This is a genomic window from Myxococcus sp. CA040A (assembly GCF_013336725.1).
Lineage (GTDB): Bacteria > Myxococcota > Myxococcia > Myxococcales > Myxococcaceae > Myxococcus > Myxococcus llanfairpwllgwyngyllgogerychwyrndrobwllllantysiliogogogochensis.
This window is the reverse complement of record NZ_JABUMR010000004.1, coordinates 110,652-132,982: the sequence shown is the minus strand read 5'-3', so window position 1 is coordinate 132,982 and position 22,331 is coordinate 110,652. Positions and strand designations below refer to the sequence as shown.

Genomic DNA, 22,331 nt, shown 5'->3' with positions numbered 1-22,331 from the left:
GGTCCCCGTCGGCCTTGATCGGCGAAGGTGCGCGGCTATAGTCCGCGCCGTTTTCACTCCCCCTTCATCAGGAGAAGCCGATGGCCCGGCGTACGCCGCTCAACGACGCCCACCGCGCGCTGGGCGCTCGGATGGTCGACTTCGCGGGTTGGGACATGCCCGTTCAGTACACCTCCGTCATCGCCGAGCACGAGGCGGTGCGCAACCACGTTGGACTCTTCGACGTGTCGCACATGGGCGAGGTGGAGTTCGCGGGTCCCGGCGCGCTGGAGACCGTCAACGCCCTCATCTCCAATGACCTCGCTCGCATCGCGGACGGGCAGGCCGTCTATGCGGGCTTGCTCAACGAGCAGGGAGGCTTCGTCGACGACGTCGTCGCCTACCGCTTCAGCCCCGAGCGCATCCTCATCTGCGTCAACGCGAGCAACCGCGACAAGGACTTCGCGTGGATGAAGGAGCATGCGCGCGGTGTCACGCCCGTGGACCGGGGTGAGGACTACGCGCAGATCGCCGTGCAGGGCCCCAAGGCCGCCGGCCTGGTGCAGCGGCTGACGAAGACGGACACGTCCAAGGTGGGCACCTACCGCTTCGCGGAGGGCGAGGTGGCGGGCGTGCGCGCCATCATCTCGCGCACCGGCTACACGGGTGAGGATGGCTTCGAGCTGTACTGCGCCCCGGGTGACGCGGTGTCGCTCTGGAACGCGCTGCTCACCGAGGGCCAGCAGGACGGCGTGAAGCCGTGCGGCCTGGCGTCGCGCGACAGCCTGCGCACGGAGATGAAGTACGCGCTCTACGGCAATGACATCGACGACTCGCACACCGCGCTGGAGGCGGGGCTGGGGTGGATCGTCAAGCTGGACAAGGCGGGCTTCATCGGCAAGGACGCGCTGGTGGCGCAGAAGGCCGCGGGCGTGAAGCGCAAGCTGGTGGGCTTCGAGCTGACCGGCGCGGGCATCCCCCGTCACGGCTACCCCATCCACAAGGACGGCAAGCCGGTGGGCGAGGTGACGAGCGGCACCATGGGCCCGACGGTGAAGAAGCCCATCGGTATCGGCTACGTGCCCGCGGAGCTGGCCGCGGAGGGCTCCACCTTCGACGTCGAGATTCGCGGTCGCGCCGTTCCCGCCGTGGTGGTGAAGACGCCGTTCCACAAGAAGCCCTGAGTTCCTTCTAGCCCTGTCGAGGAGCACCCCATGTCCGATCCGAACATCCCCGAAAACCTCAAGTACACCAACGAGCACGAGTGGGCCCGCGTCGAGGGCAACAAGGTGACGGTGGGCATCACCCACCACGCCCAGAACACGCTCGGCGACGTCGTCTATGTGGAGCTGCCCAAGGTGGGCACGACGATCGAAAAGGACGAGCCGTTCGGCACCGTCGAGTCCGTGAAGGCCGTCTCCGAGCTCTTCTCGCCCGTTTCCGGGAAGATCACGAAGGTGAACGCTGCACTCTCCGACGCCCCCGAGACGCTGAACACCGACCCCTATGGCTTCGGGTGGATTGTCGAAATCGAGCTCTCGGACACCAAGCAGTTGAGCGAGCTCCTGGATGCCGCCGCCTACGGCAACCTGCTCAAAGAAGCCTGAGAGTGAAGCGCCGCAGGGCCGTTGTTAGTGACGGTCCTCGAAATTTCCGACTCCGCCGTCGTGAGTCGCACGCGAGCCACCACCGCCATGTCCCTGAACTGGAAGTACCAGGAGTCGTTCGCCGGCCGGCACATCGGTCCGGATGAGCAGGAGCTGAAGCAGATGTTGTCCGCGCTGGGCGTGGACTCGCTCGATGCTTTCATCGACCAGACCGTGCCTCCGGCCATCCGCTCCAAGGAGCCGCTGCGGCTGGGGCCGGCGCGCGGGGAGCATGACCTGCTCGCGCAACTGGAGGCCATCGCCGCGAAGAACCAGGTGTTCCGGTCCTTCATCGGCATGGGCTACCACGACACGCACACGCCCAACGTCATCCTCCGCAACATCTTCCAGAACCCGGGCTGGTACACGCAGTACACGCCCTATCAGGCGGAGATTGCCCAGGGCCGGCTGGAGGCGCTGCTCAACTTCCAGACGCTGGTGATGGACCTGACGGGCCTGGAGGTCGCCAACGCGTCGCTGCTCGACGAGGGCACGGCCGCCGCCGAGGCGATGGCGCTGGCGCTGCACGTGAAGGGCGACGACGCCAATGCCGCCTTCTTCGTCTCCGAGGGCTGCCACCCGCAGACGGTGGATGTGGTGCGCACGCGCGCCGAGCCGCTGGGCGTGGAGGTCGTCGTGGGCGACCACCGCACGGTGGACCTGGGCGCGAAGAAGTACGTGGGCGCGCTGGTGCAGTACCCGGCCACGGATGGGGCGGTGCTGGACTACCGCGCGTTCGGCGAGAAGGTTCATGCGGCGGGGGGCCTGTTCATCGTCGCCGCGGACCTCTTGAGCCTTACGCTGCTGACGCCTCCGGGCGAGTTCGGCGCGGACGTGGCGGTGGGCAGCGCGCAGCGCTTCGGCGTGCCCATGGGGTACGGCGGTCCGCACGCGGGCTACTTCGCGACGAAGAACGCGTACACCCGCGTGATGCCGGGCCGCCTCATCGGCGTCTCCGAGGACGCGCAGGGCCGGCGCGCGCTGCGCATGGCGCTGCAGACGCGCGAGCAGCACATCCGCCGCGAGAAGGCGACGAGCAACATCTGCACCGCGCAGGTGCTGCTGGCCGTCATCGCCAGCATGTACGCCGTCTACCATGGGCCCCAGGGCCTGAAGGCCATCGCCGAGCGCGTGCACGGGCTCACCGTGTTGCTGGCGCGGGGGCTGGCGAAGCTGGGGCTGAAGGTCCGGCACGAGCAGTACTTCGACACGCTGCGCGTGGAGCTGACGACGCCGCAGGTGCGCGCGGTGCTCGGGGCGGCGGAGTCGGCGCGGATGAACTTCCGCCGCATCGACGAGAAGACGCTGGGTGTGTCGCTGGACGAGACCTCCCGCGTGTCCGACGTGGAGGCCATCCTCACCGCGTTCGCCACGGGCGCGGGCAAGGCGGCGGCGCCGTCGTTGGAGGACGTGGGCGCCAACGTGGAGACGCCGGTGGTGCCGGAGCTGCGCCGCACGAGCGCGTTCCTCACGCACGCCGTCTTCAACAGCTACCACTCCGAGACGGAGATGCTGCGCTACATCCGGCGGCTCGAGGCGAAGGACCTGTCCCTGACGCACTCGATGATTCCGCTGGGCAGCTGCACGATGAAGCTCAACGCCACCGCGGAGATGATTCCGGTGACGTGGCCGCAGTTCGGCCGGCTGCATCCCTTCGCGCCCACCTCGCAGGCGGCCGGCTACAAGGTCATCTTCGAGCAGCTCGAGCAGATGCTCTCGCAAATCACGGGCTTCGCGGGCTGCTCGCTGCAGCCGAACGCCGGCAGCCAGGGCGAGTACGCGGGCCTGCTCGTCATCCGCGCGTATCACCAGGGGCGAGGGCAGGGGCACCGCGACGTGTGCCTCATCCCGTCCTCCGCGCACGGCACCAACCCGGCCTCCGCCGTCATGGCGGGCTACAAGGTCGTCGTCACCAAGTGCGATGAGAACGGCAACATCGACCTGACCGACTTGCGCGCCCGCGCGGAGGAGCACAAGGACAAGCTCGCCGCGCTGATGGTGACGTACCCGTCCACGCACGGCGTGTTCGAGGAGGAGATCAAGGAGATCTGCTCCATCATCCACGAGCGCGGTGGGCAGGTGTACATGGATGGCGCGAACCTGAATGCGCAGGTGGGCCTCACGGCGCCCGGGCTGGTCGGCGCGGATGTCTGCCACATCAACCTGCACAAGACGTTCTGCATCCCGCACGGCGGTGGTGGCCCGGGAATGGGTCCCATCTGCGTGGCGAGCCACCTGGTGAAGTACCTGCCGGGACACCCGGTCATCCAGACGGGTGGGGCGGACGCCATCGGCGCCATCTCCGCGGCCCCGTGGGGCAGCGCGAGCATCCTGCTCATCTCCTGGATGTACATCGCGATGATGGGTGGGGAGGGCCTGACGAAGGCGACGAAGCTGGCCATCCTCAACGCCAACTACATCGCCGAGCGGCTCCAGCCCCACTACCCGGTGTTGTACCGGGGCAAGCGGGGCAGGGTGGCGCACGAGTGCATCGTCGACCTGCGCCCGCTGAAGAAGACGTCGGGTGTCGAGGTCGAGGACGTGGCCAAGCGGCTGATGGACTACGGGTTCCATGCGCCGACGGTGTCGTTCCCCGTCGCGGGCACGCTGATGATCGAGCCGACGGAGAGCGAGTCCCGCGCGGAGCTGGACCGTTTCTGCGACGCGATGATCGCCATTCGTCAGGAGATTCGTGAGGTCGAGGAGGGCCGCATGCCGAAGGACAACAACGTCCTGAAGAACGCGCCCCACACGGTCCGCACGATTACGAATCCGGAGTGGAACCGTCCGTACTCGCGAGAGCTGGCGGTGTTCCCGGCGCCGTGGGTGCGCGACAACAAGTTCTGGCCGTCCGTGGGACGCCTGAACAACGTGCTCGGGGACCGCAAGCTCGTGTGCTCGTGCCCGCCCATCGAGGACTACATGACGCCGGAGCCGAAGCCCGCCGTCGCCTGACGGGCCGTATAGGCCGGGTACTTCCTGGGGCCGTCTTCCCGTACGTAGGGAGGCGGCCCTTGTCGTTACGCGGGGCCTTTGCCTCGGCCCACGAGAGCATACGGCTCTTGTCTCTCGCGGGGCCGTCGCGCTCCCACGCGTCACGCGGGGGCGCCGACTCAGCTCACGTGCGGCGTGGCACCTTGCGCGCGGTCCGCGCCCTCGTGCTCCGGCTCCACGTGGACGACGACGTCCACCACCTGCGGATAGGCGGCGTGGAGTGTGCGCTCCACCCGGTCCGCCACCTCGTGGGCCTGCGCGGTGGTGAGGTTCGGGTCCACCTCGATTTTCAGGTCCACGTAGACGCTCTCCTCCATGCCCCGGCTGCGCACGTCTCGGCAACTGCGCACGCCGGCCACGCCCACGGTGTGCTGCGCCACCTGCGCGGGGTCCAACCTCGCCGTGTCGGAGAGGATGCCCACGGCCTGCCGGACGATGCCGTAGGCCACCCAGGCCACGAAGACCATGACGCCCAGCGCGATGATGCCGTCCGCCTTGGGGTAGCCCATCGCCACCAGTCCCAACGACGCAAGCACCGCCAGCGTGACGAAGACGTCCGACATCGTGTGGCTCGCGTCCGCCAGCAGCAGGCTGCTCTTGTACTTGCGCCCGTAGTGCCCCTCCACGCGCGTCACCACCAGATTGACGCAGAGGGTGAGCACCATCACCACCGCCATGGCCGGCGTCACCTGCGCGTGACGGTCATGCATCAGCGAGTCGAGCGCCATGCGCCCCAACTCCAACATGCCGATGCCAATCATCGCGCCGATGCCCAGCGACGCGAGCGCCTCGAACTTGCCGTGCCCGTAGGGGTGGTCGTCGTCCGCGGGCCGCGAGGCCACGCCCATGGCCACCAGGCCCAGCACGTTGGAGCCACCGTCGATGAACGAGTGGAGTCCATCCGCCGTCACGGCGGCGGACTGGCTGATGAGTCCGAAGATGAGCTTCGCGCCGGCCACCACCCAGTTGGCCAGGAGGATGGCGAGCAACACGAAGCGGATGCGTTTGCTGCGCTGCTGGAGCGCGACGCTTCTCTCGGCGGGGGAGGTGTCCACGGCGCGGCACCGTAGTGGGAACCGCGTCCGGCCGCGAGGACCTCGCACGCCACGCGTGGTGAAGCGAACGTCAGTTGGGCTGACGGAACAGCCGCATGCGCGGGCCGCCACCCATCTCCAGGAAGAAGCCGAACGAGAAGCGCACCTTCGAGTCGTCGTTCAACAACCCTGGCGGTGGGTTGGGGAAGGGCTGCGCGCGCTGGAACGAGGACACGGCCTCCATGTCCAGGAAGTCCAGGCCGCTGCTCTTCTCCACCTCGATGTTCGTCACGCGGCCCTTCTCGTCCAGCGTGATCTCCAGCATCGTGTGCCGGTCCTTCCCGGTGAACATGTTGCCGGTGGGGTCTCTGCGGCGCAGCGTCTCGTTGGGCTTCCAGTGCATGCCCACGCTCTGCTTCACGCGGTTGAAGAAGCTGGCGTACTTCCACTCACGAGAGTTGAGCAGCGTGCCGTCGCCTTCGTCCACGTCGCGCAGGTGGTCATTGGGCGCCGCGCCCACCACCTTGTCCATCACCGCGCGCGACGGCATCAACGCGGCGATGCCCGGCGAGCCCACGCGTCCGGCGGAGCCTTCTTCCTCGCCTCCGGTGTCGCCCGGCTGGATTCGCAGCCGCTTCGCGTTGCCCGACAGCTCGTCGCTCTCGTTCTGGTTGTTCACCGCCACGCCCCCGGGCGTGTTCGGGTCCGTCTTCACCTTCACTTCGTTCTTGCGGTGGATGTCGGGGATCTCGAAGGCGAACTTCTGGCCACCCTCGGCGAGCGGCCGGTCATCGTTGCCCATGCCGTTGTTGCCGGCGATGCGCGGCGCCTGTGGCTCCACGTCCGCGCCCTTCTGCTCCTGGGGCGCGGTGCGCTGCGGCATGGCGTTCCGATAGAAGGGCGTCTGCTCCCGGGCCCGCGTCTCCTTGTCCACGCGGTTGTTGTGCTCCGCGAGGTACTTCGCGTCGGGGGCTTCCTGCTCGTTGCCCGGCGCCAGGTCCACCACCTGCCCATTGGGGCGGGTCTCCGGCTTCTTCTCTTCGGGCTTCTTGTCCTGGACGCGGGGCTTCTGGGTCGTCTGCGTCTTCGAGTCCGTCTTGCCCCGATTCCGGGACCACTGGTCCTCCGTCAGGGGCCGCACGGCCACGGACGTGGGAGGACGCGTGACGGCCTTGCGCTCACGCCCCGTGGGGGGAAGCGTTCCCGTGAAGAGCACGACGGACAGGTAGGCGACATGGACCGCCAGGGCAAGCAGCACCGCGGCGACCACTCGCCACGGGGATTGCCGCCGCCTCTTGCGGCGCCAGTCTGTCTTCGGAGAGGAACCCGTGCTCACGGCGCGATGATAAACCTCCGGGCCCGCTGCCTAGTCCCGTCCCGTTCGCGGCAGAACAGGTGGGCAGGGGAGGACATTCACGAGACGTGCACTGTTCCGCAGGCGCGCCCCCTCTTCACGTCAGTAAATGGGGGCGACTTCAGCACCATTGAAGTAGTGACGGAGGATATCCTGGTAGCGCTGCCCGGCCTCCGCTCGGCCGATGGCGCCCGTCTGACACATCCCTACTCCGTGGCCCCAGCCTCCGCCACGGAAAAGCCAGTGGGTGGGCCGGCCCTCGGCGTTCCGCTCGGCTTCCACCACCGCCATGCTGCTGTTCAACATCCCGAAGAGCCGCCGGATGTTCAGTTCGCCACGCACCTGGGTGGCCCCCAGGTCCCCGGATAACGCGAGCACCCGGGCCCGCCCGGACACGCCCCGCTCCTGGAAGCTCATGGCCTGGACTCGGCCCACGCCCAGCCGGGCGACGAGCGCGTCCACCTGCGCCGCCGTGAAGCGCTTCTCCCAGCGGAACTTGCTGGGCTGGGCGAAGCTGGACAGCCGGCAGGCGGCCCCCACGTCGGGCGTGGCCAGCCAGGCCTCCAGCCGCGAGGGGGAAGGGGAGGCCTCCGAGGGCTCCAGGATGTCCGGGCGTCCGCGCAGGCTCGGGTCCGGTGGGCCGCCCCAGACGATGTCGTTGTCCTCGGTGTGGCCGCCGCACACCGCGCTGTAGACGGAGTCCACCAGCCGACCGTCCGCGCTGAACAGCGCCTCGCCCCGGGTCGCCTCCACCGCCGCGGAGGTGCTGGCCGCCTCGCCCGTGCGGCCGCGGTACACCGCGCAGTGCTGCTCCGAGCACAGCAGATACGGGTCCGCCAGGTGCTTGATGCCCACCTTCGCGAGCACCTCGCCGCGCGCGGTGACGGCCTGGGCCTTGAGCGCCTCCGAGTGGGCCCGCGCGAAGATCTCCGCGGGCACCAGGCCCTTGAGCAGGTCCTCGAGCGGCACCACGTTCACCACGGCCAGCAGGCCCGCGCGGTCCACGGAGAACTGGAGCGCGCCCCGGAAGGTCCGGTCCTCGAAGCCGTGGAAGTCGTAGCCGACGCCGAACTCCACCTGGCGCACGTCGAAGCCCGCGCCGTCCGGTGAGTCCGCGTCCAGTCGGTCCTGCGCCAGGCCCACCACCGCGCCGGACTCGTCGCGCACCTCGAGGATGGCGCGCGCCGGGGTGCGGACCTCCTCGAAGAGCGTCGTCCTGGCGCCGAACTGCTGCAGCAGCTCCGCCTGTCGTGTCGCCGCGTCCTCGGGGGTGAGCACTTCATCGACCAGGAGCAGCGAGCGCCGGTTGTCGATGACCTTGCCGGCGATGCCGTACACCGCGCCGAGCACCTGCGCGCGCACCGCGAGGCCCCGCGCCTTCCACTCTTCCTGCGCGGCGGCGAGACCCTCCCGGTCCGCGAACCGGTGCTCGCCCAACTGCACGCGCGCGGCGAGCACCGCCGGCTCGCCCTGTGTCACGCGCACCGTCCACCGCGTTCCCGCCGCGGCGTCCAGCACCTTGTCCACCGCCCCACCGAAGCGCATCCGCATCCGGCCTCGGGGGGAGAACGTCGCCTCGCGCCGTCCTTCCATGAGCTTGATGGGGAGCCGGGGCTCTCCGCCTCGGAAGTCCAGGCGCTTGAGCTCGCCGGGCCCCGGAATGCCCTGGGCGAGCGGGTCTTCTCCGGGCGTGCTCACGGCCGTGGAGGGCTCCACGCCCGCGTCGGTCGTCCCGGCGTCCTCGACGGGTAGCGGCTCCACGGAGCCCCCATCCGTCCCGGCGTCCTGGCGCTCGCTGACCGGGCTGTCCATCGAGGCGCCGGCCAGGTTCGGTGGTGGCTTGGGGCTCGCGCAGGAGGCGAACAGCACGACGGAGAGCAGGAGCAGGACGGCGGTGCGCACGGGGGGCGACACCGTACCCGCCGGGGCGGGGCCTGTCACGGACCGGACGCCCGTTGGCTCGTTCGGGTGGGCTTGGCACGTGGCGAATAGAACGCGGCGCGTCTCGCGTTGGTCCTGCTCATGCGAATTTTCAAAGGCAACTACCTGAAGCTGAAGACTCCCGTGGCCACCCTGGCCGCCAGCCTGCTCATGCTCGGTTCGACCGCTCACGCAGCGGGCCTGGGTGCCTTCCTTCCCACTCCGAACATCCCCGGTGCTCCGGTGACTCGGACGCCCTCCAATCCTTCGACGCCCGCCAATCCGTCGACGCCCGGCGCCCCGACGGCGACCGGCAGCCTGCCTCCCATCGGTGTCCAGGCCGTCCCCAACACGCCCGTGGCCGCGCTGCCGTCGCATCCGGACCACTCCAACATCGCCACGCCTTCGCCCCAGCCGGGCATCCAGGCGAATGCGCTGTCGCCCGCGTCAGCCAAGTCCTTTACCCGCGAGTGGGTGGTGAGCCCCTCTGGAAATGACGCCGGTGACGGCAGCGCCGCGCAGCCCTTGCGCACCATCAACAAGGCCATCAGCCAGGCGGGCCCTGGCGAGGTCATCCGCGTGCAGGCCGGGACGTACGCCGAGCGCGTCATCATTGGCGCCAACGCGAAGCCGGGCACCGAGGGCGGGAAGATCACCCTCCAGGGCGAGGGCAGCCCGCGCATCATCCCCGGTGCTGGCAGTGGCGCGATGGTGCAGGTGCGTCAGCCGCACTGGGTCATCGACGGCTTCGAACTGGACGTGCAGCGTCAGCCCATCTTCGGCGTCACCTTCGAGGGCAACGTCGCCGGCTCCACGCTGGTGAACTCGGAGCTGCACCACGGTGGTGGTGGCGCGGGCGTGACGACCTACAACAAGGCCACTGGCGCCATCATCGAGAACAACCACATCCACGACTTCCTGAAGACGACGGGCAACCAGGACTCGCACGGCGTCGTCGTGCAGCCCACGTCCAAGGACATCACCGTCCGCAACAACGACATCCACGACAACTCGGGTGACTCCGTGCAGTGCCTGGGGCCCGAGGGCTTCAGCTCGCTGCCGCCCGCGGACGGGGTGCTGGTGGAGAACAACCACTTCTACAACAACCGTGAGAACGCGGTGGACATCAAGACCTGCTACGGCGTGGTCATCCGCAACAACCGCATGCACCAGTTCCGCCCGTCGAGCACCGCCAAGGGCGACGTGGTGGTGGTGCACTACTCCGCCAACAACGTGATGGTGGAGGACAACGAAATCTACGACGGCGCCAAGGGCATCTCCGTGGGTGGGAATCACGAGGGCCCCGTGCCCTCCGGCATCGTCGTGCGCCGCAACCGCGTGCACGACATCACCGCGGCGGGCGGCGGGGAGGGCACGGGCATCCGCCTGGAGAACTCCAAGGGCACCGTGGTGGTGAACAACACCGTCACCAACGTGTCCACCGGCCTCGTCATTGGCCACGGCACGGGCGGCCCCACCCAGTCTCCGGTGGTGCGCAACAACATCCTGGACGGCGCCATCTCCGTGGACATGGGCGGACAGGCGCCGGGCATGAAGCTGGGCAACAACCTCTTCGCCGCCAGCGGTCAGTTCAAGAGCAACGGCGCGGTGGTGAGCGTGGACCAGTTCAAGTCCACGACGGGTGACGCGTCGTCCGCCAGCGGCTCCGCGGACCTGGGCGAGGGCTTCGGCCCGGGCGCCCTGGCCGTGGACAAGGGCACCGACGTGGGGCTGCCGTTCTGCGGCGGTGCTCCCGACATCGGCGCCGTGGAACTGGGCTGCTGATCCGCTGAACCGTCTCCAGGGGGAGTGCCGGGCCTCCGTACGACCGGCCTGCCACTGGGCCCGCGGAAAATGAAAAGGCCCGATGCGGAGTGACTTCCGCATCGGGCCTTTTTTCATTGAGGCGCCACCCGGATTCGAACCGGGGAATGAAGGTTTTGCAGACCTTTGCCTTACCACTTGGCTATGGCGCCAACGGCTGGGGCCGGGTTTATACGCAGCCCTCCGCCGCCCGGTCAAGATTCAACGGAAGCCGCGGGCGGCTCCGGCCGGTACGATTCGCGTCAGAAGCGGTGCCCGTCGCTGGGCTTCGCGCGCTCGAATGGGCCGAGGGGTTTCCAGATGCTGCATGGTCATGGGGTGTACGAGGAAGAGCACGACGCCTTTCGCCGCACGGTGAGGGCGGTGGTGGAGAAGGAGATCCTCCCCCACGTCGCGGGTTGGGAGGAGGCGGAGGAGTTCCCCCGGGAACTCTTCGCGCGCTTCGGTGAGCTGGGCTTCCTGGGGCTGAAGTACCCCGTCGAGTATGGCGGCACGGACGCCGGCCCCCTCTACGAGGCGGTGCTGCTGGAGGAACTGGGGCGGTGTGGCTCGGGCGGAGTGTCCGCGGGCCTGGGGGCGCAGTTCACCATCGCCACCGGCCCCCTCCACCTGTTCGGCACGGACGAGCAGAAGCGCCGCTGGCTGGCCCCGGCGATTCGGGGCGAGAAGATTGGCGCGCTGGGAATCACCGAGCCGGATGCCGGCTCGGACGTGGCGGGCCTGCGCACCACGGCGCGGCGCGATGGCGCCCACTACGTCGTCAACGGCTCCAAGACGTACATCACCAACGGCGTGCGCGCGGACTTCGTCGTCATGGCGGTGAAGACGGACACCTCCGCGGGGCACAAGGGGCTGTCCATGCTGGTGGTGGAGAAGGACACGCCCGGCTTCACGGTGAGCCGCAAGCTGAAGAAGCTGGGGTGGCGGGCCTCGGACACCGCCGAGCTGTTCCTGGAGGACTGCCGCATCCCCGTGGAGAACCTGCTGGGGGTGGAGAACCAGGGCTTCTCGCAGATCATGGGCAACTTCCAGTGGGAGCGCCTGTCGCTCGCGCTGGGGGCCGTGGGCGCCATGGAGGACATGCTGGAGCGCGTCGTCGAGCACGTGAAGTCGCGCCGCGCCTTTGGCCAGTCGCTCAGTCAGCTCCAGGTGGTGCGCCACAAGCTCGCGGACCTGTTCACCGCCCGCGAGTGCGCCCGCCAGCTGACCTACCACGCACTGCGCCTTCACGCGGCGGGGGAGTGGGCCGTGGCGCAGACCTCCATGGCGAAGAAGGTCGCCACGGAGACCGCGTGCCGCGTCGCCGACGAGTGCCTCCAGCTCCACGGGGGCGCGGGCTACATGATGGAGTACGACATCCAGCGTCATTGGCGGGATGCCCGCCTGGGCCCCATCGGTGGCGGGGCCAGCGAGGTGATGAACGAGATCATCGCCAAGCAGCTCGGCCTGTAGGCCCGCCGGCCCCGGTGCGACCGGGGAGGGGCAGGCGACCAGGCGGGATGGAAGAGGTCCGCGGGGTCCCGGGTTGAGCCCCGAGAGCCCCCCGCGGAGGTCCTCGTGGAGCCCAGCATCCTGTGTACCGAGCTGTATCTGCGCCTGGGAGATGACGAGGTCCTCGTCATCGACTGTCGCGCTTCGTCCGAATGGGAGCATCATGATCTGCACATCCCCGGCGCCTTGAGGATGACCCCCATGGAGGTGGCCCGGGACCACCGCATGCTTCCCGACGACGAGCTCATCGTCCTGTGCGGTGGCACGCACGACGGGTCCGAGGTGCGCCGGGTCTGCCGCCTGCTGCGCATGCATGGGCGCGAGGCGGTGTGTCTCGACGGAGGCCTCTCGGGCTGGATTCGGGGGGGCTACCCCACCGAGCGCCATGTCCGTGCCCAGGTGGCGCTGCCCCGCTGAGGTTCGGTGGATGCGGTGCGTCGTCAAAGGGTGTATGGAGCGGCGGACTTCCTCCTTTGGAGAACCGTCCCCATGGCCAAGCTTCGTGCCGCCCTCGTTGGCGCCACCGGACTCGCGGGGCAGCAGTTCATCGCTGCCCTCAGGAATCACCCGTTCATCGAGCTGACCGGCCTGGCCGCGTCGCCTCGCTCGGCGGGTAAATCCTATGGGGACGCCCTGCGCACGGCCAACGGCATGACGGCGTGGTTCGTCTCGGAGCCGTTGTCGCCCGAGACGGCCCGCATGCAGGTCATCAGCGGCGATGCGCTCCAGGCCAGGGACTACGACCTCGTCTTCTCCGCCGTGGAGGCGGACGTGGCGCGTGAGCTGGAGCCGCGGCTGGCCAGGGACATCCCCGTCTTCTCCGCCGCCAGCGCCTTCCGCTACGACGACGACGTCCCGCTGCTCATCCCTCCCGTCAACGCCGCGCACGCGCCGCTCGTGCGCGAGCAGCAGCGCAAGAGGGGCTGGAAGGGCTTCATCGTCCCCAGCCCCAACTGCACGACGACGGGCCTCGCCGTCACGCTGGCCCCGCTCGTCGAGCGCTTCGGGGTGAAGGCCGTGCTGATGACCAGCCTGCAGGCCATGTCCGGCGCTGGACGTTCTCCGGGCGTCATCGGCATGGACATCATCGACAACGTCATCCCCTACATCCCGAAGGAGGAGCACAAGGTCGAGGTGGAGACGAAGAAGATCCTCGGTGCCCTGAACGCGGGTGGCGCGGCCCTCACTCCCCACGACATTCGGGTGTCCTGCACCTGCACCCGCGTGGCGGTGATGGAGGGGCATACCGAGTCCGTCTTCGTCTCGCTCGGCTCCAAGGCCACGGTGGCGGAGGTCACCCAGGCGATGCGCGAGTGGCGCGGCGCCGAGGTGGCCCGGGACCTGCCTTCCTCGCCTGTTCGCTGGATTGAGGTGATGGACGACCCCTTCCGTCCTCAGCCGAGGCTGGACCGGGAGACGCATGGCGGCATGGCCACCACGGTGGGCCGCGTGCGCGAGGATGGTGTGCTGGAGAACGGCTTCAAGTACGTGCTCGTCTCCCACAACACCAAGATGGGGGCCGCGCGCGGGTCCATCCTCGTGGCCGAACAGCTGCGGGCCCAGGGGTTGCTCGGCTGACAGCGACACGCGTCGGACAGGTGTCACAAATTCAGGGTGCCATCCCTGGAACGAACCATTAGTCTGCGCGCCCACGGACGCGCTGAAGATATTTAGAGGAGAGCTTTCATGGCCTACGTCGTCGCGGACCCTTGCATCAAGTGCAAGTACACTGACTGTGTCGAGGTCTGCCCGGTCAATTGTTTCTACGAGGGTGCGAACTTCCTGGTCATCCACCCGGACGAGTGCATCGACTGTGGCGCCTGTGAGCCCGTGTGCCCCACCAAGGCCATCTTCCCGGAGACCGAGCTCCCCGCGAAGTGGGCGGAGTACAAGGCGCTGAACGCCGACTTCTCCAACAATAAGTGGCCGAACATCGCGGAGAAGAAGGCGCCGCTCGCCGAGGCCGAGGAGTACAAGGAGAAGGACGGCAAGCGCGCGATGCTGGAGACCGCGCCCGGCAAGTAGGCCACTGGCGCCGTTCGCGCCCGTGAGTCTCGTGGAGGCCCTCCCGCCCGTCGCTGGCGAGAGGGCCTTCGTCGTTCCGGGCCCGCTCATCCAGCACGCAGCGAGCGGAGCTTCAGCCCGCGTGCCTCCAGGGCATCCCGCAGCCGAGCGACATCCTGGGTGGGCACCGGCCCGTGGTGTCCCTGGATGCGCAGCACCACTTCGCGAGGGCCCGTCCGCTCCACCTCCACCGTCGCGTCGAGGGTTCCCCGGACGCTGATGCTCAGCGCGGGACGCTGCGACTTCACGAAGACCTCGATGCGCTCGATGAGCTCCAGCGCTGAATCGACGCGGGAGGTGGGGGGCGCCTCGCTCCGTGCCGCGCTGCCTGCGCCTGTCGCTGGCATGCGTCCTTCTGTCCCCGTGCTCTCTGGCGAAGCGGCGAGCCGAGGGGCCTCGGGTGGCGCGAGCACCGACTCCGTCTTGAGGGGGGTGCTCGTGGGCACCCGGGGCTCGCGCGAAAGCTCTCGGGCGAGGAGGTCCGTGAGTCGGTGCTCGGTGCGCTCCTGGTTTGAGGCCTGGGCTTCACCGCGAACGCTGCCCAGGCGGGAGGACTCGGCATGCATCGCCTGGCGTGTCACCGCGAGGCGCTCTGGACTGGCCAGTGCGCCCCGAGTGGTCGCGAGGACGGGCGACGTGGCGCGCGCGGCGATGAGTGCCTCCGCGCGGGGCGGGGCGCGAAGCGTGGGGGCCGGCGCACGGACGGGAGCGAGCGTGGCCGGCGGCCTGGACGCGGGCAGCGCGGCGCTTCGCTGAGGTGCTTCCTGGAGTGCCCGTTGGAACCGCTCCGCGTCGGGGCGTTGCTTCGTCGGAGTGCTGTCGGCTGGGGCCTCGGCGTCGACCTTCATGTCATCCCTCGCTGGCGTTGGCGCGAGGGACGAAGCAGCCGTCATGCCAGGGATGCGACGCCAGGGAACGACGTGTCGAAGGCCGACGTCACCATCCCACCTCGCGGAGGTGGGGCTCCCGCGAGGGACGGGGGCTCAGCGCGGTCTGCTGTTGAATGCGCCGGGTTGGACAGGGGCGATGCCGGACAGGTCGTTGACGGCGAGGGGACAGGTGGCCAGCGCCATCGGCTCGACGAGGGCACCCACGCGTGCCCAATCCCGCTCCTGGAAGAGCAGGGCGTCGCGCAGTTCGACGGACGACAGGCCCTTCTTGTATTCCCAGAAGCGCCCCCGCACGAGCACGCGGTTGCCCTTGAGCAGCTTGTTGAGGTCGACGTACTGCTTGTCCTGGAGGATGGCGACGATGTCCACGCGCTCGCGTTTGCGCGGCTTGCCGAACTGGAACTCGTAGGTCGCCGTCGCGGGAGGCTCGGGCTCCACCCAGACGAGGCGGGCCACCATGCGCTCCGGCTCGGGCTCCTCGCCCTTCTTGAGCTTCTTCTTCTTGGGCTTCTCCAGCTTGACGTCCACCAGCTCCATGCCACTGAAGGCCACGTCGTGGTCCAGGTAGTTGTCGCGGAACAGGGCCTCGGCGGTGGAGACGGCCACCGAGTTGACGCGGCTGACTTCCTCCGCATAGCGCTCACGCAGCACGGGCAGCGTGAGCAGGAAGCTGTCCACCGGCTTCACGCCATCGGCGAGGAAGCGCATCCGCGCCATGTCGATGGCGGGATAGTAGGGGACGAGCGACTCGGCCGTCTGGAGCCAGTCGGTGCGCAGCTGCTTGTCGATGAGCACCCGGCGCACCATGGCCACGAAGAAGCTGTTGCCCGGGAAGCGGTCCGTCACCAGCTGCGTGCTCAGCGCCTGCACCAGCGCGGGGTCCAGCATGAAGTTCTCGTCGCGCTTGTGGAACTGGGTGCCCACCTCGCCGAGCAGCGTCAGGTACGCGCCCAGCACCTGAGCGCAGGCGGCATCCGCGGTGCCCTGGTTCAGGGCCTGGAACAGGCGCGTGCGGAGGAAGCGCTTGTCCACGGCTTCCTCGCGGAAGGTGGGGGCTTCACCCGTGCCGAAGAAGAACTCCGGCTGAGCGGTGGCGGGGCCGGCCAGCAGGCCCAGGGCGAGTGCGAGCAGTCGGGCGATACGCATGAGGCCCCCAGTCTATCACCCCGAGGCCCCCGCGGAGAGGGGCCCTGACGCCGGCTCCGCGGGCAGGACGGAGGCCCTCAGGACCAGGCCGGCCGCGACGAGCTCCAGCACCCCGGCGACGGCGAAGAGTCGGTGTCCTCCCAGCCAGTCGTAGCCGGCCCCCGCGGACAGGTAGCCCACCAGGCCGCCCAGGCCGAACGTGAAGGCGGCGAACAGGGCTTGTCCGGAGGCCCGCAGCTCCGGGGGCACGCGTCGCGACAGGAAGGCCACGCTGCCCACGTAGAAGGCGCCGAACGTCAGGCCGTGCAGGGGCGCGAGCAGCACCATGCCCGTGGGAGACGACACCAGGGCCATGCCGCCCCAGCGCAGCGCGCTCGCGGCGAAGGCGACCGCGAGGACGAGGCGCGGCGCCAGCCCGCCGGCCACGCGAGGGTAGAGCGCCATCACGCCCACTTCCGCGAGGACACCGAGGCCCGCCACGACTCCCACCACCGCGGGGGACAAGCCCAGCGCCATGACGTGGATGGAGAAGGTCCCATGAAAGGGCGCGCACGCCATCCAGTGCAGGCTGGTGGCGGCGAGCAGCCAGCGCACGTCGCGGTGACGCAGCAGCTTCAGTCCGGCGAAGGGGCTCAGTCCCCGGCTCGGAGCCGCGGTGTCGCGCAGGGCGAGGCTCCAGGGGACGAGCATGGCCAGCAGCGCGAGTGGAACGAGGACCACGGTCCGGTCCACATCCGTGGCGAGCAGTCCGAAGAGAACGGACGACACGATGAAGCCCACGGAGCCGAAGAGCCGCACGTGCGCGAAGCTGTCACCGGTGCGCGCGACGTGGTGGAGGGCGAGGCTGTCCACGAGCGGCGTGAACGCGGAGGCGAAGCAGGCGTACAGCGCCATTGCGGGGACGAGTGTCTCGAAGGTGCGAGCGCTGGCCACCAGTCCGAAGGCGAGCGTCGCGCCGAGCGCCAGCACGGTGAGGACGCGGGACGTACGGCCGGTGCGGTCGGCGAGGTGCCCCCACAACGAGGGGACGAGCAGCGAGATGCACGGGCTGAGACACAGCAGGAGCCCCACCTGCGTCGCGGAGAGGGAAAGGGACTTGAACCAGGCGGGCAGGAACGGAAGGACGATGCCCACGGTGGCGAAGTACAAGAAGTAGAAGCCCGCCAGCGGCAGACGGCTGGCGACGGGGCGGGGGTTCATGGACGGTTGGGACCTTGACATGTCCGGGTGCTTTTCCGCCTGTTGACCTCGCGTCCTTTTGTGTACCTTGCCCGCGACATGGCCAGTCCCACGGATACTTCCGCGCCCGTCTCCATCACTCAGATCAAGAGTGAGGCGGAGCTCATGCAGGCGCTCGCCATCCGCGAGGTGGTGTTCATCGAGGAGCAGCACGTCCCCGAGGGCATCGAGCGGGATGCAGAAGACGCGCACGCCTACCACATCATCGCCAACCAGGGAGGCCACGCCATCGGCACGGGGCGGCTGGTGATGTTGCCTCAGCCTCCCGTGGGTGAGCAGGGCCTGTGGGGCCAGGTAGGGCGCATGGCGGTGCTCCAGGCGCATCGCAAGGCACGCGTGGGCTCGCTGCTGTTGACGTCGCTGGAGGAGGAAGCCCGGCGACGAGGCGTCAAGGGCATCATGCTGCACGCGCAGCTCTACGCCCTCGAGTTCTACAAGAAGCACGGCTACACCGAGATGGGCACCGTCTTCCTCGAAGGCGGCATCGACCACCTGGAGATGCGCAAGCGTTTCTAGTCAGCGGCGCGGAGGGCGGGGCGCGGGCGGTTGCGCGTGCCTCGGGTCCTCGGGCCACGAGTGACGCGGGTACTTGCGTCCCAGCTCCTTGCGGAGCGCCGGGTAGTGCCGCTCCCAGAAACCCGCCAGGTCGGTCGTCACTTGCACGGCGCGCATGTTGGGCGCGAGCAGGTGGAGCACGAGCGACACGCGGCCGGCGCACACGCTGGGGCCCTGGGCCATCCCGAAGAAATCCTGCAGGCGTGACTCCACCCAGGGTGGCTTGCCCGGCTCGTAGTTCACCTTGACGCCGCGGCCTCCGGGCAGCGTGACGCGCTCGGGGGCGTGGGTGGCGAGCAGGCGTTGTTGCTCGGAGGTGAGTCGCGCGTAGAGCGCGTCGAGGAGGGACACGCCTTCCAGGTCCTTGAAGCTGCGCGCGTCCGAGCACAGGGATGCGAGCGCATCGCGCAGGAAGGCGTCATCCACGGTGGGGAACTTCGCCTCGGGGAAGGCCTGCGTGAGCAGGGCCACGCGCGTGCGCCACTGTTGCAGGGCCTCGGGGTCCGCGAACCGTCCGGGGCCCGCCGCGAGCGCCGCTTCGACGAGCACCCGCGCGGTCTGTTCCGAGGCGGGTGCGGGGGCGCGGGTCTCCTCGAGCATGAGGTTGCCGTAGGAGAGGCGCGTGAGGCGTTCCACGCGTCGTGCCTCGGCGTTCCACTGGAGTGTGTCCACCTCTTCGAGTGTCTCGGGGTAGAGGTCCAGCAGCCACTCGGGTTCGACGGCGCTGGCCAGTCGCACCACGGCGCCTTTGCCAGGGCGCTCCTCGGCGTCCACGGCCACCATCAAGTCCGCGTCCTGCACGACGCTCAGCTCGGAGAGGGACGCGGTGCCTCCGCCGAAGAGCAGCAGCTCGGGAGAGCGAGGCCTGCGCCTGCGCGCGACGCGGTCCGGATAGCCGGCGAGGACGCTGAGCATGAGGGCCTGCTCGATGTCCTCCGCGCGGTGGGGTTTCTCGCCCTGGCTGCGCACGGTGCGTCGGAGCTGCTTCTGGACGCGGTCCACGGACTGCACCGCGCCCTGTTCGAGGGAGAGCGAGTGCAGTCGACCGGACGCGAAGCCCGCGCGTTCGGCCTCGCGGAAGCGCTCCAGCAATTCGAGCAGGTCCGAGGGGCCACTGACGACGGCGGCGGCGCGGCCTCCTCCGCCCAGATTGGCGCGGGCCTCTCGACGGATGTCCCGCTCGCCCATGAGCGCGGCGAGCGTGGCTGCTTCGGCGCCGACTCCCCGGCGCTCACCTTCGACGATGACCCGGCCCTGGCGGGGGTGGACGGGGAAGCGCAGCAGGCGCTGGCCGACGTCCGTGACGATGCCCTTCGGGTCGACGGCGCCCAGACGGCGAAGCAGCGTCTCGGCCGCGTCGAGTGACGCCGCGGGAGGTGGCTCGAAGAAAGGGAAGGCACCGAGGTCGACGACGCCGGAGGCGCGCAGGGAGAGCACGGTCTCCGCCAGGTCCATGCGGCGGATTTCGGGGGCCTCCTGTTCGGGACGGCCATCGAAGTCGTGCTGCGTGTAGAGGCGGATGCAGTGGCCGGCACGGGTGCGTCCGGCGCGTCCGGCGCGCTGGATGGCGGAGGCACGGCTCACCTTGGACAGCTTGAGGGTGGGCAGCCCGGACCACGGCGAATGGCTGGCGACACGTGCGAGGCCGGTGTCGATGACCACGGCGACACCGTCGATGGTGACGGAGGTCTCCGCCACGTTGGTGGAGAGGATGATCTTCCGGCGCGAGCTCCTGCGCACGGCGCGGTCCTGTTCCGCGGGGGACAGGTCTCCGTGGAGCGGGAGGACGTCGGCGTCATGGCGCTCGGCGAACTCCGCGCAGGCGTCGCGGGTGCGGCGAATCTCGCCGGCGCCGGGAAGGAAGACGAGCACGTCGCCGTCCACGCCGTGGGTGAACAGGCGTTTGATGGCGGAGAGGACCTGCAGGTCCAGGTGCCGGTCATCCGGAGCGGGGAGATACTCCACGCTGACGTCGAAGCGTCGGCCCTGGGAGCGCAGGGAGGGACAACCTCCAAGGTACGCCCGGACAGGTTCGGCCTCCAGGGTCGCGGACATGACGACGAGCTTGAGGTCGGGGCGACGAGTCTCTTGCAGGCGGCGCAGCAGCGCGAGAGAGATGTCGGCGGACAGGTGTCGCTCGTGGAACTCGTCGAGCACGACGATGCCCACGTCGCGAAGGGTCGGGTCGGACAGGAGGCGGCGTCCGAGCACGCCCTCGGTGACGAAGGACAGGCGGGTCTTGGCGCTGCGCACGTCCTCGAAGCGGACCTGATAGCCGACGGTGTCGCCCACGCGCTCGCCGATTTCCTCGGACACGCGCTGGGCGGCGAGTCGGGTGGGGAGGCGTCGCGGCTGGAGGACGACGATCTCCTTGCCCCCGCCGAGCCCGGCTTCCAGCAGTGCGCGAGGCACGCGCGTCGTCTTTCCGGCGCCGGGAGGAGCCTCGAGCACGAGCGAGCGCGCACCGCGCAAGGTGGAGACGATTTCCGGAAGGAGCGGGTCGATGGGAAGGGCGGCGTCCGCCATGTCCGGGTTCCTTGAACGCGCGAGCCGAGGCTCGCTCAGGGGGTCTCGGTGCCTGCCGCGCCAGGGGTCGACGTCACGCCCTTCTTCTTGCGCACGGCGGGAGCCTGGGCACGCGAGCCTTCCGGGGTCGCGGTATCGGTGGATGCCGAGGGTGCGCTCGAATCGCGAGCACGCCCGCGGGAACTCTGGGCACCCGAGTCCGCCGATGCGTCAGCAGTGTCACCACCAGCGGTGGGGAGCGGACTCGAATCACGCGCACGGCCACGAGTCACCTGTCCGCGCGCACCTTCTGGCGCACTGGCTGCGTCGGCAGAGGTCGAACCCGGTTCTGTGCCGCGCTTTCGCCCGCGGCCCGCGGCGGGACGTGAAGACCCTGCGATGTCCGCGCCTTCAGCGACTGAAGTGGGGGCACCTTCGGCGTCACGCTTGCGTCCACGAGGGCCCGAGGCACGCGGCTCCTCCGTCGTGTCCGCACGCTCATCCATGGGGGCGTGGCCGCCATCGAGTTCGAGAGGCGAATCCCGGCCCGATGGAGAGGGGACGCCCGTTGCGTCGGACCCGGACTCGACGACGGGCGCGGAGGCGTTCGCATCGCGCTTGCGGCCACGAGCTCCGCCTTGGACCGGTCCGCCTTCGGACGCAGGGCTCTCGACATCGGAAGGCGCCGGCTCGCTCGTCCCCAGGTGCTCGGACACGGAAGCGTCCTCGACACCCTCGAGAGCGGGGGCAGACTGTGCCTCGTTCGTGCCGCGAGTCGAGTGCACGTCGACGTCCGCGGGCTCATCCGTATCGAGCGGTTCGGTCGCCGCCGGGTTGCTCCCAGCCCTGTGCCGTAGGGCGGAAGGCTCCGCGTCGTCGGACGACGAATCCAGGGCAGCGACCTCCGCGAGTTCGGCCTCGGTGGGCTCCATGGAGTCCGAAGGCTCGAGGTCCAGTGCCCCCAAACCATCGTCGGAGGGAGCCAGTCCGCGACCCGCTTTACGCTTGGGCTTGAGGCCGAGCGCGGCGGCTTCATGGACACTGGGCACGGGGACGAGCGCGGCCTCGGAGAGCAGGCGCGCCTGTCGCAGCGCCACTTCGAGCTTGCGCCCCAGGTTCACCAACTCCTCGCGGAGCACGGCCTCCTGTTCGAGCGAGAGTGGCGCGGGCTCATGACTGGCGCGCCACGCGGCATGCGCGGCGGCGACCTGGTCCATCACGGGACGGACGAGCGCGAAGTCCTCGCGAGCGAAGATGCGGGAGACGTAGGAGCTGCGGGTGCGCCGCTCGTACGACGTGGCGTACTCGAAGATGACTTCGCGAGGCGCGCGTCGGAGCTGGGCGAACTTGAGGTGGGGGAAGAGCGCTTCGATGACGGGAGCGCGGCTGCTGGCGGTGAAGGTGATGCCCGCGTGCAGTTTCTCCAGGGCATCGACCCACAGGCCCTGTTGATGGAAGGCGTATTCCTCGCGAGCTTCATCCAGCTCGGGCAGGTCCTTGACGCGGTCGACCACGCCAGCGGCGGGTGCGCGAGTGGTGCGCACCAGCTCAAAGGCGGTGGTCAGCCAGCTCTTCTCGGCTTCCAGACCGGGGCGGCCGGCGAGCATCTCGCCCGCGGTCGCGATCCGACCCTCGAAGGCCTCGGCGAAGCGGATGAGCTCATAGGACTCGAGCGTGGATGACATGCGAC

The 22,331-nt window shown here is 69.3% G+C and carries 17 protein-coding genes and 1 tRNA gene; 9 read left to right on the top strand and 9 right to left on the bottom strand.

Features of this window, described 5'->3' with window-relative positions:
• The first annotated feature begins 80 nt into the window (after positions 1-80).
• The 3 genes from gcvT (at position 81) to gcvP (ending at position 4,580) form a co-directional block, all read left to right on the top strand.
• Positions 81-1,163, top strand: coding sequence for a glycine cleavage system aminomethyltransferase GcvT (gene gcvT / locus HUA75_RS17660; RefSeq protein WP_174487092.1), 1,083 nt, complete (start codon positions 81-83; stop codon positions 1,161-1,163).
• Positions 1,164-1,193: 30 nt separating this feature from the next.
• Positions 1,194-1,586, top strand: coding sequence for a glycine cleavage system protein GcvH (gene gcvH / locus HUA75_RS17655; protein ID WP_174487091.1), 393 nt, complete (start codon positions 1,194-1,196; stop codon positions 1,584-1,586).
• An 87-nt stretch (positions 1,587-1,673) separates the two neighbouring features.
• Entirely contained in the window at positions 1,674-4,580 is a 2,907-nt protein-coding gene (gene gcvP / locus HUA75_RS17650; RefSeq protein WP_141642681.1) for an aminomethyl-transferring glycine dehydrogenase, read from the top strand.
• Between the two features lie 158 nt (positions 4,581-4,738).
• On the opposite strand, the gene HUA75_RS17645 is transcribed toward gcvP, so the two are convergent.
• The 3 genes from HUA75_RS17645 to HUA75_RS17635 form a co-directional block, all read right to left on the bottom strand.
• Positions 4,739-5,674: a cation diffusion facilitator family transporter gene (locus tag HUA75_RS17645; protein ID WP_174487090.1), complete on the bottom strand. Its 936-nt coding sequence runs from the start codon at positions 5,672-5,674 to the stop codon at positions 4,739-4,741.
• A 70-nt stretch (positions 5,675-5,744) separates the two neighbouring features.
• A complete protein-coding gene (locus tag HUA75_RS17640; RefSeq protein WP_174487089.1) occupies positions 5,745-6,989 on the bottom strand; it encodes an energy transducer TonB in 1,245 nt (414 codons plus the stop codon).
• 120 nt (positions 6,990-7,109) lie between these two features.
• A complete protein-coding gene (locus HUA75_RS17635) occupies positions 7,110-8,909 on the bottom strand; it encodes a SpoIID/LytB domain-containing protein (RefSeq protein ID WP_371746132.1) in 1,800 nt (599 codons plus the stop codon).
• A 120-nt stretch (positions 8,910-9,029) separates the two neighbouring features.
• On the opposite strand from HUA75_RS17635, the gene HUA75_RS17630 reads away from it, so the two are divergent.
• Positions 9,030-10,712 (top strand): nitrous oxide reductase family maturation protein NosD, encoded by a 1,683-nt coding sequence (locus HUA75_RS17630; RefSeq protein ID WP_254627629.1) that lies wholly within the window; start codon positions 9,030-9,032, stop codon positions 10,710-10,712.
• 119 nt (positions 10,713-10,831) lie between these two features.
• Here HUA75_RS17630 and HUA75_RS17625 read toward each other — a convergent pair.
• Positions 10,832-10,903: transfer RNA gene (locus HUA75_RS17625), tRNA-Cys, on the bottom strand.
• A gap of 148 nt (positions 10,904-11,051) precedes the next feature.
• Here HUA75_RS17625 and HUA75_RS17620 point away from each other — a divergent pair.
• The 4 genes from HUA75_RS17620 (at position 11,052) to fdxA (ending at position 14,267) form a co-directional block, all read left to right on the top strand.
• Positions 11,052-12,203 (top strand): acyl-CoA dehydrogenase family protein, encoded by a 1,152-nt coding sequence (locus HUA75_RS17620; protein WP_141642671.1) that lies wholly within the window; start codon positions 11,052-11,054, stop codon positions 12,201-12,203.
• Positions 12,204-12,308: 105 nt separating this feature from the next.
• Positions 12,309-12,659, top strand: coding sequence for a rhodanese-like domain-containing protein (locus HUA75_RS17615; protein WP_141642670.1), 351 nt, complete (start codon positions 12,309-12,311; stop codon positions 12,657-12,659).
• A 72-nt stretch (positions 12,660-12,731) separates the two neighbouring features.
• Complete coding sequence (asd, locus tag HUA75_RS17610; protein ID WP_174487087.1) at positions 12,732-13,820, top strand: aspartate-semialdehyde dehydrogenase; 1,089 nt, start codon at positions 12,732-12,734, stop codon at positions 13,818-13,820.
• 108 nt (positions 13,821-13,928) lie between these two features.
• Complete coding sequence (gene fdxA, locus HUA75_RS17605) at positions 13,929-14,267, top strand: ferredoxin FdxA (RefSeq protein WP_141642668.1); 339 nt, start codon at positions 13,929-13,931, stop codon at positions 14,265-14,267.
• 86 nt (positions 14,268-14,353) lie between these two features.
• On the opposite strand, the gene HUA75_RS17600 is transcribed toward fdxA, so the two are convergent.
• The 3 genes from HUA75_RS17600 to HUA75_RS17590 all read right to left on the bottom strand — a co-directional run bounded on the left by HUA75_RS17600 (position 14,354) and on the right by HUA75_RS17590 (position 17,542).
• Positions 14,354-15,154 carry a hypothetical protein gene (locus tag HUA75_RS17600; protein WP_174487086.1) on the bottom strand — a complete coding sequence of 267 codons (801 nt, stop codon included), beginning with the start codon at positions 15,152-15,154 and terminating at the stop codon, positions 14,354-14,356.
• Between the two features lie 135 nt (positions 15,155-15,289).
• Entirely contained in the window at positions 15,290-16,342 is a 1,053-nt protein-coding gene (locus HUA75_RS17595; protein WP_174487085.1) for a hypothetical protein, read from the bottom strand.
• Between the two features lie 15 nt (positions 16,343-16,357).
• On the bottom strand, positions 16,358-17,542 hold the full coding sequence (locus tag HUA75_RS17590) for an MFS transporter (RefSeq protein WP_174487084.1): 1,185 nt from the start codon (positions 17,540-17,542) through the stop codon (positions 16,358-16,360).
• A 78-nt stretch (positions 17,543-17,620) separates the two neighbouring features.
• On the opposite strand from HUA75_RS17590, the gene HUA75_RS17585 reads away from it, so the two are divergent.
• Positions 17,621-18,097 carry a GNAT family N-acetyltransferase gene (locus tag HUA75_RS17585; RefSeq protein WP_141642664.1) on the top strand — a complete coding sequence of 159 codons (477 nt, stop codon included), beginning with the start codon at positions 17,621-17,623 and terminating at the stop codon, positions 18,095-18,097.
• Here the strand turns inward: HUA75_RS17585 and hrpB are convergent, their stop codons facing one another.
• Positions 18,098-20,662, bottom strand: a complete 2,565-nt coding sequence (gene hrpB, locus HUA75_RS17580; RefSeq protein WP_174487083.1) for an ATP-dependent helicase HrpB — start codon at positions 20,660-20,662, stop codon at positions 18,098-18,100.
• A 35-nt stretch (positions 20,663-20,697) separates the two neighbouring features.
• Complete coding sequence (locus HUA75_RS17575) at positions 20,698-22,326, bottom strand: hypothetical protein (protein WP_174487082.1); 1,629 nt, start codon at positions 22,324-22,326, stop codon at positions 20,698-20,700.
• Positions 22,327-22,331: the final 5 nt, after the last annotated feature.

What these genes read in the sequence shown, in the direction of transcription:
- gcvT (WP_174487092.1), top strand. Translation starts at nt 81, where the DNA reads ATGGCCCGGCGTACGCCGCTCAACGACGCCCACCGCGCGCTGGGCGCT.
- gcvH (WP_174487091.1), top strand. Translation starts at nt 1,194, where the DNA reads ATGTCCGATCCGAACATCCCCGAAAACCTCAAGTACACCAACGAGCAC.
- gcvP (WP_141642681.1), top strand. Translation starts at nt 1,674, where the DNA reads ATGTCCCTGAACTGGAAGTACCAGGAGTCGTTCGCCGGCCGGCACATC.
- HUA75_RS17630 (WP_254627629.1), top strand. Translation starts at nt 9,030, where the DNA reads ATGCGAATTTTCAAAGGCAACTACCTGAAGCTGAAGACTCCCGTGGCC.
- HUA75_RS17620 (WP_141642671.1), top strand. Translation starts at nt 11,052, where the DNA reads ATGCTGCATGGTCATGGGGTGTACGAGGAAGAGCACGACGCCTTTCGC.
- asd (WP_174487087.1), top strand. Translation starts at nt 12,732, where the DNA reads ATGGCCAAGCTTCGTGCCGCCCTCGTTGGCGCCACCGGACTCGCGGGG.
- fdxA (WP_141642668.1), top strand. Translation starts at nt 13,929, where the DNA reads ATGGCCTACGTCGTCGCGGACCCTTGCATCAAGTGCAAGTACACTGAC.
- HUA75_RS17600 (WP_174487086.1), bottom strand. Translation starts at nt 15,154, where the DNA reads ATGAAGGTCGACGCCGAGGCCCCAGCCGACAGCACTCCGACGAAGCAA.
- HUA75_RS17595 (WP_174487085.1), bottom strand. Translation starts at nt 16,342, where the DNA reads ATGCGTATCGCCCGACTGCTCGCACTCGCCCTGGGCCTGCTGGCCGGC.
- HUA75_RS17590 (WP_174487084.1), bottom strand. Translation starts at nt 17,542, where the DNA reads ATGAACCCCCGCCCCGTCGCCAGCCGTCTGCCGCTGGCGGGCTTCTAC.
- HUA75_RS17585 (WP_141642664.1), top strand. Translation starts at nt 17,621, where the DNA reads ATGGCCAGTCCCACGGATACTTCCGCGCCCGTCTCCATCACTCAGATC.
- hrpB (WP_174487083.1), bottom strand. Translation starts at nt 20,662, where the DNA reads ATGGCGGACGCCGCCCTTCCCATCGACCCGCTCCTTCCGGAAATCGTC.
- HUA75_RS17575 (WP_174487082.1), bottom strand. Translation starts at nt 22,326, where the DNA reads ATGTCATCCACGCTCGAGTCCTATGAGCTCATCCGCTTCGCCGAGGCC.